Origin of the sequence: Methylobacter sp. BlB1 (assembly GCF_015476545.1) — a bacterium.
Classification (GTDB): domain Bacteria; phylum Pseudomonadota; class Gammaproteobacteria; order Methylococcales; family Methylomonadaceae; genus Methylobacter.
The window spans coordinates 67,023-77,832 of record NZ_JADMKV010000017.1; the positions used below are offsets into that span (position 1 = coordinate 67,023).

General features: G+C 35.9%; 8 protein-coding genes. All 8 read right to left on the reverse strand.

From position 1 onward, the window contains the following. Window positions 1-2: 2 nt before the first annotated feature. Window positions 3-1,022: a polysaccharide biosynthesis protein gene (locus IT781_RS08930; protein WP_194969805.1), complete on the reverse strand. Its 1,020-nt coding sequence runs from the start codon at window positions 1,020-1,022 to the stop codon at window positions 3-5. Window positions 1,023-1,409: 387 nt separating this feature from the next. Beyond that, window positions 1,410-1,847: a helix-turn-helix domain-containing protein gene (locus IT781_RS08935; RefSeq protein WP_194969806.1), complete on the reverse strand. Its 438-nt coding sequence runs from the start codon at window positions 1,845-1,847 to the stop codon at window positions 1,410-1,412. Window positions 1,848-2,671: 824 nt separating this feature from the next. Further along, complete coding sequence (locus tag IT781_RS08940) at window positions 2,672-3,763, reverse strand: acyltransferase (RefSeq protein ID WP_194969807.1); 1,092 nt, start codon at window positions 3,761-3,763, stop codon at window positions 2,672-2,674. A gap of 493 nt (window positions 3,764-4,256) precedes the next feature. After that, window positions 4,257-5,423, reverse strand: a complete 1,167-nt coding sequence (locus IT781_RS08945) for a glycosyltransferase family 1 protein (RefSeq protein WP_228779027.1) — start codon at window positions 5,421-5,423, stop codon at window positions 4,257-4,259. Beyond that, a complete protein-coding gene (locus tag IT781_RS08950; RefSeq protein ID WP_194969808.1) occupies window positions 5,392-6,456 on the reverse strand; it encodes a glycosyltransferase family 4 protein in 1,065 nt (354 codons plus the stop codon). Before IT781_RS08950 ends, IT781_RS08945 begins: the two co-directional genes overlap by 32 nt. Continuing rightward, entirely contained in the window at window positions 6,449-7,843 is a 1,395-nt protein-coding gene (gene wzy, locus IT781_RS08955) for an O-antigen polysaccharide polymerase Wzy (RefSeq protein WP_194969809.1), read from the reverse strand. The genes IT781_RS08950 and wzy overlap by 8 nt, the downstream gene beginning before the upstream one ends. A 513-nt stretch (window positions 7,844-8,356) precedes the next feature. Continuing rightward, window positions 8,357-8,875, reverse strand: coding sequence for a DapH/DapD/GlmU-related protein (locus IT781_RS08960; RefSeq protein ID WP_194969810.1), 519 nt, complete (start codon window positions 8,873-8,875; stop codon window positions 8,357-8,359). A 56-nt stretch (window positions 8,876-8,931) separates the two neighbouring features. Beyond that, on the reverse strand, window positions 8,932-10,200 hold the full coding sequence (locus IT781_RS08965; RefSeq protein WP_194969811.1) for a hypothetical protein: 1,269 nt from the start codon (window positions 10,198-10,200) through the stop codon (window positions 8,932-8,934). Window positions 10,201-10,810: the final 610 nt, after the last annotated feature.

Consider the following 10,810-nt stretch of genomic DNA (forward strand, 5'->3'; position numbering starts at 1 on the left):
GGCTATCTATAATCTGACTTGAGTTCGTCTTTGATATAGTCAAGCTTCATTAACAACTCGATCATACCTTCTACATCCAAACGTTCGGTATTCTCAGAGGTATAATCCTGTCCTTGAGATAAGACCTGCTCGCCTTCTTCAAAATACTTGGCATAGTTAAGATCCCTGGTATCCGCGGGAATTCTGAAATACCCGTCCAAGTCTTCGGCGTTCAGATACTCTTCCCTGCACAGCAATGCTTCATGCTTTTTCTCGCCGTGTCGCGTACCCAAAATACGAATTTCATTTTTTGCATTGAATATTTTCTTTAACGCTTTGGCTAACGTCAAAACTGTTGCCGCCGGTGCCTTTTGAACAAACGTATCCCCTTGCACGCCATGCTCAAAGGCAAATAAAACCAAGTTGACTGCATCAGGTAATGACATCATAAAACGTGTCATATCAGGGTCAGTAATGGTCAAAGGCATGCCCGATTTGATCTGCTCGATAAACAAAGGTATCACGGAACCGCGTGACGCCATGACATTGCCATAACGGGTGTTGCATATGACTGGTCCGTTGTCAGGTACGCTACGGGATGTTGCAACAGACACCTTCTCCATCAGGGCTTTGCTCATCCCCATTGCATTAATCGGATAAACGGCTTTGTCGGTACTTAATACAATGGCATTTTTCACCTGATTTTTAATAGCGGCTTTCAGGGTATTTTCCGTGCCCAAGATATTCGTCTTAACAGCTTCGATGGGATAAAACTCGCAAGAAGGGACTTGTTTTAAAGCCGCCGCGCTAAAAACATAATCAACACCACGCATCGCCGCATCAATGCTATCGAATGAGCGGACATCGCCAATGTGAAACTTTATCTTGTCATTGTTATACTGAAGCCGCATGTCGTGCTGCTTTTTTTCATCACGGCTAAATATGCGAATCTCCTGAATGTCGGTATCAAGAAACCTATCCAGCACAGCATTACCGAAAGAGCCAGTGCCACCCGTAATCAATAGCGTTTTATTAGCAAACATTATTTACCCGATATAATTATCGTTAAGAAAAAATCTAAAGTTTTTAAGTGGTAATCTAGCGCAGCCAGATTGTGAAACTCGCTTGCAAGCTATCAGCCGTATTAATCAACCAGCCAGCAAAAAGCAGCGCATACTGTGAATGCTAAATTAGCCCTAATTTCATCAATGAATTTTTCTGCTCATCCGATGGCGGTTGACCAGATATTATTCAAAACAACTTTAACGGCTAAAAGGAGTCGATTTTAGTCATTACTTCCTCCCGCTTTATCACCCTGCAGAACGATCCGGCAGATATGAAAAAACCGGCCTCGTGAATATAGTCCAACTAGAGTGCTCTATTCAGAGCCAGCTTGACCCAAACAGGAATCTCTATTTGGGCCAGCATCATCACGCTTTTTTTAAACTGTACCGCGTACGCCTCCAGACAAAACCCAGACGCTTCAGTTCTGTTCGCAAGGTAGTATTGCCGATCTGAACGCCGTATGTATTTTCCAATCTGCTCAATAATGCTCGAGCTGTTAACGGTTCTGCTTCAATCCAGCTTCGGAGCTGATCACGATGCTCATCCCTAAGCTTGTTTGGTGCACCGCTGCGAGGTTTATCCGGCAAACTCGCAAAGCCAGCCTTCAACCATTTCCTTCGTCGTTCGCGAATCGCTTCCCTGGTCAGCCCCTGCTTTTCGGCAGTTTCCTTGACTGTGTATCCTTCTGCTAGCATCAGGATCGTCTCCGCCCGCTCTCTCTCCCGCCAATCGCTGCCTTTTTTAATAAGATGCTGAAGCAGTTCCCGATCAGTTTCGAGCAATTCTATTGGTTTAACTCCCATTTTATATTTGATCCTTTATATCTAGAAAACGGGAACTTTAATATATATTAATTCTTTTAAAAATTAATATATATTAAAAGTTATTTTAATATATATTTACGCCTATAAAAACTATAATTTATAAAGTTTGTGACAACAATCACTTTTATTATTTACATCTATAAAACTAGCATCATTAATATAACAACCCGCCAAACCCATTGGCAACCCTATATTAAAACTTGTAACTATAACCATATTTTTTATACTATATTTCTTATAAAAAATAAGGTTAAAATACATACAAACTTATTGTTAACAAGCTCATATGCGATTTAGTTTGTTGACAGAGAGTTTATTATATTTTTACGTTATAAATCTGATAATTTATAAACTTTGTGATGAAAATCACCTTTATTTTGCAGCATGGTTATAATGCTTGCGAGTTTTCAGCCCTAGCAGAATATAGACAGGTATTTTTGGATTAAACTAATTTTTTATATGAATGATTTGATAGGAATATACGTTAATTTATTTTTTAATACTTATTTACCTTAAGTAATTAATTTTTTTAATATTCATGATTTACAACTCACAAGTCCAAAATGGCATACAACCCAGAATTGTATGCTATCGGCTTGACTTAAGGATTGCGATTAAACATCCCTGCCGCTTAATTTAGACTCCAAACCCGAATTAACGGAAAAAGTCAGGCAACCAATACCGGAACCCAAGCGTCCTGCTTCTGCATTAATACCGAGCAAATACACAACTGCACACATAATGGCTCTATGCAACTTTGCTATACTTCCATTCCAATATACGCTGAGAACAAATACCGAGATCTATCGCTTCTGTAAACCACGCACGCCCTGCACTGCATTGATTGTCAAACAATGTATAGAATTGAAAGAGTTGTTAATAGCATTCTTAAGTGGCAATGAAAACTTCTTCTCAATAAAAATATGCACAGCATAAGCTGCTACGAGTGCACCCACTATAGTACCCCAAAGAAGTAAGTGTGGATTGATTGCAGGATAGCCAATGTTGAAAATCATATACCCGATATTCTGGTGAATAAGATAAAGCGGATAGGTAAGCGAACCAGCCATCAACCAGTTGTAGCGACCCATAAAACCTGTGCGTTTTAAAGAAACCAGAAGCATCACAAAAAAGAACATAGTAATAATTCCGGCAACTATGTTGCCACTCATTGCTGTATCGTAATGCTTCTCAAAAGTTGGCAGGCGGTTGATCGTCTGAAATACTGCAAGCCCCCACGACAAAATAATCATACCAACTCTTGTTAGAGAAACACCTTGGGACCAGATTAAAAAATAGGTTGCACCGGCAATAAAATAAGCCGAGAACTCAACTATCAGAAGCGATCGTAATGCGCTTATAGGCTTGACTTCGAGGGCCACCGAAAGGACTAGCCATAAAACTAGGAATAGCTGTGCCTGGTGAATTCTGCCAATTGCCAAGATAACGGCAACCAAGGCATAAAACTTCATTTCTACCAGTAAGGTTCCATAAACGCCATCAATAGAAGGCACACCGACAAAACCGTTCAGCATGGTCATATTAATAAGATATTGACTTATCGATGCCGAAAAGCGAGATCCGCCAATGACCATAATCATTGCGAATGTAATAGTGCAACAAACCCAAAAAGCAGGATAGAGCCGAACGACCCTTGAAACAAAAAAGCGCTTCAAACTACCACTGGCAGCAGTCATCAGTATGACGAATCCACTGATAATGAAGAATAGCTCGACGCCAAGATAACCATACTTAGAAAAAGGGGCCAACAATGGGTACGGCATGACCGACATCGTATCTGCAGCGTAACCTCTAAACGAGTAGTGAAAAAACACGACTGATAATGCCGCAAAGAATCTCAATAAATCGATCTCATTGACTCTGGTGTTTGTCATATACAATTACCGCCTGACTATAATTAAATGCTTCAAAAGGACACATTGCATTACATCTGCTTGAGCTTATTTAAAACATGAGATCACGTTTATTAAGTGAAAACGAGATGCTTCAGATATAACCCAATCCATTGATCAAAACTAACTCTGCCCATTCACAATGATTGGTATCCATTTTTATAGGATACGAAGCAATCCTTGATCAGTTACAAGTAATTTTTTCACTTAAACGTCTTATTCTTACGCCCTATTACATACTAATAATGAGAATTTGGCATATAAAAATTAACCAAATATATAAAATATACTTTTTAGTAAATTTATTATAAGCCTGATTCATTATAAGGTTTGTGACGAAAATCACCTTTATTTGTGGTATAGCTTACGACTGTGGATTTTAAGTATTAGCAAAATATTGATAGGTATATTTTAATCCTTTCATACAACTGACCGAATTGCCTACACTCTTAATATTAACATCCAATCATATGATTTAATTAATATTAACAAGAAAATCTATTGTTTTTTGTGCAGTATTGGTCCAGTCAAATTTTAAAGCCTGCTTATAAGCCTTATCACCCATCTCATTCATCACCGAAGAATGCATTTCCATATTCATGACTTTTTCGCATAGATCATCTGGCGCATAAGGATCAAAATAGACTGCCGCATCTCCACCAAACTCAGGCATTGGATCTATATTTGAACAAAGTACCAATTTCCCTGCCGCGAGTTTTTCAAGCAGGATATTCGGACAGCATTCGCAGGACGAAGCAAACAATAAGGCCCTAGCAGACTTATAAAGACTTGGTAATTTTTCATAATCGACTTTTCCCAAATAAATCACCTTATCCTGAAGCCCCAACTGATCAATCAATGCCATGACTTCTTCACCATACTGATTGTATTTCGGCCCAACCAAAACCAGTGGATATGCAAAATTACTATCCAGCAACTTTCTCCAGGCTTTTACAATTTCTTTTTGCGCCTTATAAACATCTAGTATCGAGACATACAGATAAAACTGATTTACCTTAAGAGTGTCCGGCAGATCATAAGAATCTTCTGCATTCAAAAACTGACTGTTAAGCCCATGAGGAATAACGACACCCTTACTCTTTATATTCGGCATGTATTGCTTAACAACCGCCATTGAATACTCGGATATAAACACGACCTTATCTGATTTTTGATAGGACTTCAAAAACACAAATCGCAACAGCCACAGCTTGAATCGAATAATTGAAATAAACGGAAAACGCTTCCGCTCTCTATCATCAAACGGCAGCATGTTTCTTAAGGCAGTAGCGCTGAGACATCCTTTTGGAGGAGTGGTAATCATGACACCGCCAGGCGCATAATAGATTGCCGCTTGCCATTCTTTTAACTTGTGAGGCAGAGCGATCCTTTCCCACAAAGTCCGGTGCAGAATGCTTTTTGATGCCCATACCGCTTCAAAGATCTCTACACGATCCGAGCCGTATTGTGAAAACAACTGCTTGTTTTTACTGTTTACCAAAAGCAAAACCTTAAAATCTCCTTTTGGCAATGAATTCAGTAAATTAATCAGATAAGTCTGACCGCCGCCCCGAAGAGCGCTTAATGCATTAATTACAATAGTTTTCATTTTATTGCCCCATGCAGAACGCCAGATAGTCATCAGATATCTTTTCTACACCAAAGTCATTAACTATCTTGGCCGCTTCTTTGGATAGCCGCGTTCTGATTGCAGCGTTATTGATTAAGGTTTCTAATCGGCTCGCAAAAACCTCAACATCCCGCACAGGCACCAAGTAGCCATTTTTACCATCAATGATGATATCTCTTGGTCCAGCATCACAATCAAAACTGACACAGGGAAGCCCGGCAGCCATTGCCTCTACAAGAGCGTTGGGAAAACCTTCGGAAACGGATGGAAAAGCAAATACAGATGCTTTCGTTAGCCAGTGGTCTATTTCATTAACGACACCAGGCATTATTACTCGGTCACTTAAACCTAACTTTTCTGCCTGTTCTTTTAACTGATCATATAATGGCCCATCACCTAATATAGCTATTTTCCATTCTGTATCTTTTATTTTTGTGAGTGCCTCTAAAAGATATTTTTGGCCTTTTTCTTCAACCAAACGGCCTACATTCAATATAATTTTATCTTTCTCAATATTTTCACAAACAGAAACAGCCTTTAAGGGGTTTGGAATAACCACTATATTTCTATTGCCTGTATTTTCCTCAAGAACTGATTTAGCCAAGCTGGTTTGAGCGACAATTCCATGAGCAAATCTGTATGTGATTTTTCTTAGAAATGAGATAAGAAATGGCAACTGTTTTTTAGGGTTGCTTCGGTCTGATACAAATACTTTCAAATTCAGATTTGAAGCAGCGAGAATAGTCAATATATTGTACTTACTCATAAAGCTAAGTACAAAATCAGGATTTTGCTCTTTTAATATTTTTCTTAATTTAAAGAAAACTTTCAATTCATTAAAAATCTTATTCAATAGCTGCGAGTGACTAAATCCTAAATTATGAATAATTACATTGTCATTAATATAATAAAAGCTCTTGGATTTAGCTAATAGCACAAGATGTATTTCATGCTGTTGAGCACTCCAAGCATTTGCCAACTCTGACATGACACGCTCAGCTCCCCCTTGATGCATTGTAGGAATAACCAGAACCACTTTAGACACTCATTCTTCTCCGTTTGACAAAAAAATAAGATAATCCAAGACCCCAAACCATGTATCTGAAAGGCTCAAATAGACTGCCACGTCCTAAATAAAATGCCAGACTACCTAATAAAGCTGCTATTACTGTCCAATAATAGTTTTGCTGCAGCTTAAGCTCATTTTCTACTTTCTTGAAAAACATTCCCAAAAGAAATAAAAAAAACAATACGCCGGCCAAACCAAAGTTAATGAATGTGTCAGCAATTAGAGAAGTGCCTTCGCCTGAAGTAGGATTTAGCCCAAACTTTAGATAAGTGATATATCCAGAAGAACTCATTTCATACGCGACATCTTCTGAGATTTGTAAATAAATATTTTGCGCAAAAGGGATAATACTCAATGTTTTATCAAGCCACAGCTTGCCATAGAAATAATCATGATATTCCGGCACAGCAGCTAATGTAGCATATAATGTTCTAATACTATTAGCCAATTCTAAGGTAATGTCATATCCTGATGTCATTTCAAAGCTATCTAATCCTGAAGATAATATATTACCGCCATCTAATGAACTTCTTCCCAATCCTATTAATGTTAGTATAATTGCGCCTATAATAGTCATTAAAATTAGCTCAATAAGTGTTATATCTCTAATTATGCTGCCAAACAAAATAAGGAAAGCAAAAACAACTTGAATACCAGAACCTCTATCACCAATAGATAAAAACAATAAAATATAGCTTAAAGTCATAAATAAATATTTTTTATCTAATTTCAATAACCAAAATATACTATTATGATTAAAGTTATTTTTATTATTTAATACAATAACAGCAGTTATAACCAATATCGCAATTGCAAGGAGTAATTGAAAATATGCCGCAATACCCTCACCGGCAGCCGATCCTCCTGAGCCTTTATACACACCACCCGTTAAATAGTCAGTTCCTGCTGTAGATAAAAATAAACCACTCAATACGATAATTAATCCAAATAACTTTTTATAGTCAAAAGAGTATTTCACTATATTTGGTACAGTTTTTATTGCCAGAAGAGAATGCCCAAAAAACCAAGAAACAATACCTACAACCGCGAGCCAGGTTCCGTAATTTACATAGAAGGAACTCATAGAAACCTTTGCAAACTTCTCTGGATAGATTCCACTGATAGCAAACATAATTGGCCATTGAAAATGAACTATTCCATATCCAAGAAGAAACATAACATCCAAACGAAACCAGTTTTTGTTATCTCTTTTGCTTAATAAGTGAATAAAAGTCGCAGTAAAAAAGAAAGAAATATAAATTACTAGAAGTTCTGGATCAGTTACACTTTCAAACTCAGGCCTTACAAAAAATAGCGCAAACAATAAAAGAATAAAAGTTAATCTAATGTGTATTACATTCATTTTTATCAAGCTATAAATTTCTAACAGAAAATTAGCATCAATCCTGAGTCAATTTAACTAGTGAGTTTCAGCCATCTGTTCAATTGATTGGAAATAAATATTCTGAACGATAGCCATAATTATTTAGCATTAATTTTTTCAAACGAACTGGACCGTCGAATTACTAAATCGATTACCATGATTAATCCTGGCATACTGCTAGAGCTTTCATCAGCAATAAACCTGAGACAGCATTATGTCAAGATTGCATTTTTTCAACGCTGTGTACGTGCATAAGGTCTTTTTCAATCTTAACAAGACGATTCATCATCTGAGTAACGCTTTCAGCCCGTCCATACAGGCTAGCCTGATTCCCTGACTTTTAAATATGAGCCACACCATAATTTAATTCATAGATTCAGTTAGACTAGTTTTCAAACGCACTAGCTGCAATTGTGAAACTTGCTTTTTTATACATCTTTATAATTTGAAAAATCTTTTCCTGAGCTTGATCTTGTGTTGGTTACAGAAGGCTTAAGGATTAGATTCGAGGAAAAACCCTCTTAGAATTTCTTCTTTTTTAACTGGCTCGATTGAAAATGTATTTAAGAAAAAACGACTATTTTTCTCTTTATAACTATCAATTGAACAAATATATTTAGCCGGGACTCCAGCATAAACACTATTTGACATTAATTCGCCTTTAACGACACTACCGGCGCCGACAATAACATTGTTCCCTATCTTAGTGCCTAATAATATAGTTACATTAAAGCCAATAAATACATTATTTCCAATAATAATCCTTTTAATTAAATCAGTTTTTTTAAGGTCTTTGTATAAATTTCTTAAAACACCCACACCACCATCATGATTGATGAAATAAACATTTGAAGAAGTTTGAACATTATCTCCAACTTCTATCAGATAAGGCTCTGTGCCAAAGTATTTTGTCCGGAATTTGCAATTAGAGCCGAATTTCACCCCAATAAATTTGGCATAACTATTCGGACTAAGAAATTTATAAGCCAATAGCTTCAATATTTTATTCATTATGTTTTTATATTTAATTATTTACAGCAGTAAGTATTTTACGAAGTAAACTTATCTCAACAAATATTTAACGCTTCCTTTCTTTTTAAAAAAAGCCTGTTTTTAATTGCATATAAAACCAAACTTATAAACTGTGCCAAAGAAAATAACAATAACATATCAATATAGTTTAATTTGTATACCTTAAAGATCAGATAAGATAAACAAATTAAACCAAAAAATATAAAATTTACAAACAAGTTGTAATTAAATAACTTAAATATAGATATGGCTCTGGAATAAGGATTGTTTATCGCTACCACGAAATAGAACACAGCCATATAGCTAAAAATATGCTGTATCTCTTTAATCTCTTCTAAAGAAAATTTGCCTTTAAAAAACAAGCCTAGAACATAAGGCAAAACAAAATATAATACTGTGAACCCTATCACGAGCAAGATCATTGTTTGAACTAAAACACCTCTCCTTAATCCTTTAACTTCGTAAAATTTTTTATTTGCGACAACTTCATTGAGTTTAGCCACGTATATATTCACTATTGGGGCATTTGTTATCTGAAACAAAGCTACCGAAAATTTGTTGGCATAATTAAATAACGAATAGATTCCATTGCCAAAGCTAGTGAAAACAGAAATCAAAATAATATCCTTGACTCCATATAACAACAAGCCAATATTCATTTTTATTGAATTTCTGTAGATACCAGGCATTTCCTTTTGAGAGAGAGATAATTTATATTTATAATTTAATTTAAAAAATACAAGATAGAGTTGCCACATGACAGCCAATATAGCGGCAATGATAGTAGAGTATGCTATAATGATTATATTACCTTTTGAAAAGAATAATAAAACCATTAAATTAACGCTTGTAATAAAAATATCTACCAAGTAAAAAACAGCAAAGTGCTTCTCAAGATTTAATAAAGACTTGTTAAACAAAATAATACTTTGAAGAACCAAATAATAAATAAATACATCCAAAAACTCTTTTTTTTCTGGAGAAATCACACGAAATTTATTAGTAATAAAAAAATACAGCAGGATCTCTATAAAAGATATGATAATCACATTATTGAGCAATACCGAATATAATTTGGAAGCCAGATGTAAATTTTCTACCTTTAATTTTGAATAATAAGGGCTCATAGCCCCCCATACACATTGAGTCAGAATACCCAGATACCCCACTATTGCGATAGATACAAAGTAAATATCGGTATCAGAACCCGCGCCGAATTTGCGTCCCAAAAAAATAATAAAAACAAATGAAATAGCTATATTTATAAGTGACAATAAATTATATTGTAAACTTTTACTAAACATTACATTGCCAATTTGAAATTAAAAATTGCAGGTTTTATATATTATTTTCGCGCTTTATGCATGCTTACCGGGCATAAATCAAAAATAACTATTTGCATTGATATTCCATGAGATTGGATAGTCTTTCATCGTCCTTAATTGATTTTGATAATAATTTGATCAAAAAATTGTTTTTAAACTCTCGCCGCTAAACGGATATCACACCCTTTTGAATTTATATTGTCATGCGCCAGTTAGTGGAAATACAGATCTGCTATTGGCTGGCCCGTTGCTTTTTCAGGGGCATTTTTATACTTTCTCTTGAACAAAGATCAGAGGTAATGACACATCTCAGCAGCTCTAACGCACTAACTAAGGATATCGATTCCTCTTGATCTTTTTCATGTTGTAATCACATTACTTGAAACAAGCATTTTTCAGTATGCTTATTGCCAATAATGCCTGGGCATCCGCCCTTGCCGCAGCTTGCAAGAACTTCCAAAAAATAATGATTAATTGGCAGTTATGTTGTTGTAGCTCAGGTACCAGTCCACGAATTTCCCAATGCCTTTCTCAATGGGCGTATTCGGTTTATACCCCACATCTTCTACCAAGGCTTCCACATCGGCAT

Excerpts from the sequence above, each read along its gene's own strand:
- IT781_RS08930 (WP_194969805.1), bottom strand. The coding sequence starts at position 1,022 with ATGTTTGCTAATAAAACGCTATTGATTACGGGTGGCACTGGCTCTTTC.
- IT781_RS08935 (WP_194969806.1), bottom strand. The coding sequence starts at position 1,847 with ATGGGAGTTAAACCAATAGAATTGCTCGAAACTGATCGGGAACTGCTT.
- IT781_RS08940 (WP_194969807.1), bottom strand. The coding sequence starts at position 3,763 with ATGACAAACACCAGAGTCAATGAGATCGATTTATTGAGATTCTTTGCG.
- IT781_RS08945 (WP_228779027.1), bottom strand. The coding sequence starts at position 5,423 with ATGACTATCTGGCGTTCTGCATGGGGCAATAAAATGAAAACTATTGTA.
- wzy (WP_194969809.1), bottom strand. The coding sequence starts at position 7,843 with ATGAATGTAATACACATTAGATTAACTTTTATTCTTTTATTGTTTGCG.
- IT781_RS08960 (WP_194969810.1), bottom strand. The coding sequence starts at position 8,875 with ATGAATAAAATATTGAAGCTATTGGCTTATAAATTTCTTAGTCCGAAT.
- IT781_RS08965 (WP_194969811.1), bottom strand. The coding sequence starts at position 10,200 with ATGTTTAGTAAAAGTTTACAATATAATTTATTGTCACTTATAAATATA.